Annotated in this window: 1 protein-coding gene; it reads left to right on the plus strand. The window is 72.3% G+C overall.

Annotated elements, in window-relative coordinates:
• Positions 1-105 precede the first annotated feature (105 nt).
• Positions 106-1,466, plus strand: a 1,361-nt coding sequence (locus AB0B91_RS65945; protein ID WP_358343211.1) for an acyltransferase domain-containing protein, incomplete at its 3' end; no start/stop codon positions are given.

A 1,466-nucleotide genomic window follows, 5' to 3' on the forward strand; every position in this document is an offset into this window, starting at 1 on the left:
CCCTGCTGACCACCGGGGCCCTGCGGAGCGCCGACGGGGCCGGACGGGGCGCCCGAGGGTCCATGCGGTTGGGTCGTCACGGGTACGGCCTCCGGGACCGGTGCGGTGTTCGTGTTTCCGGGTCAGGGTGCGCAGTCGGCGCGGATGGCGGCCGGTCTGGTGGGTCGTACGCCGGTGTTCGATGCGCGTCTGGCGGAGTGTCAGCGGGCTCTGGCTCCGTTCCTGGACGTGGACCTCGTTGCGGTGTTGACGGGTGAGGACGAGTCGTGGTTGGCGCGGGTCGAGGTCGTGCAGCCGGTGTTGTGGGCCGTGGGCATGGCCCTGGCGGCGGTGTGGCAGCACGCGGGTGTGGTTCCGGCGGCGGTGGTTGGTCATTCGCAGGGTGAGATCGGTGCGGCGTGTGTGGCCGGGATCCTGAATTTGGAGGATGCGGCGAAGGCGGTGGCGTTGCGGTCGCGGGCGCTGACGGTGCTGCGGGGGACCGGGACGATGGCGTCGGTGGACCTGTCGGCCGAGGCGGTGGCTGAGCGGCTCGGGGAGTTCCCGGGTGTCGGGGTGGCGGCGGTGAACGGTCCGTCGACGGTGGTGGTGTCGGGTCCGCCGCAGCCGGTTGCCGATCTGGTGGAGGCGTGTCAGGCCGAGGGGGTGCGGGCGCGGTTGATTCCGGTGGATTACGCGTCGCACTCGGCGGCGGTGCAGGACGTCGCGGAGCAGTTGCGCGCGGACCTGGCCGACGTGAGCCCGCAGGCCGGTCACACCCGGCTCGTCTCGACGTTGACGGGGGACTGGGTGGATCCGTCCTCGATGACGGCGGACTACTGGTATGAGAACCTGCGGCAGACGGTGCGGTTCGACGCGGCGGTGCGGGTGGCCGTCGAGGCGGGTCACACGACGTTTGTGGAGATCAGCCCGCATCCGGTGTTGACGATGCCGGTGACGGCGATCCTGGACGACGCGGGCGCGAGCGGGCACACGTTGGGTAGCCTGCGGCGTGGTGACGACGACGCGACGCGGCTGCTGACGAACCTCGCCACCGCCCACGCGATCGGCCTGCCCGTCGACCTGACGACGGTCCTCGCCGAGACCGACATCGTGGCGCTGCCCACGTACGCCTTCGAACGCAGCCGCTTCTGGCCCACCGCGGCGACCGGGCAGGGCGACACCGAGGAGACCCCGAGCGGCGTCGACTCGGCGTTCTGGGCGGCCATCGAACGCGAGGACCTGGCCGCGCTCGCGGAACTCACCGAGCAGGACGCCACGGAATCGCTGGAACGGCTGGGCGCGGCCCTGCCCGTGCTCGCCTCCTGGCGGCGGCAGCAGCGCAACCGGTCCAGCCTCGACGACCTGCGCTACCGCAGCGTCTGGCAGCCGTACACCGGGACGCCCGTCAGCTTCCTCCCCGGCGCCTGGTGGGTCATCGCCGACGAGCGGCACCCGGAGGAGGGCGAGGCCGCCGTCGCCGAGCT

Origin of the sequence: Nonomuraea sp. NPDC049141 (assembly GCF_040648415.1) — a bacterium.
GTDB lineage: Bacteria > Actinomycetota > Actinomycetes > Streptosporangiales > Streptosporangiaceae > Nonomuraea.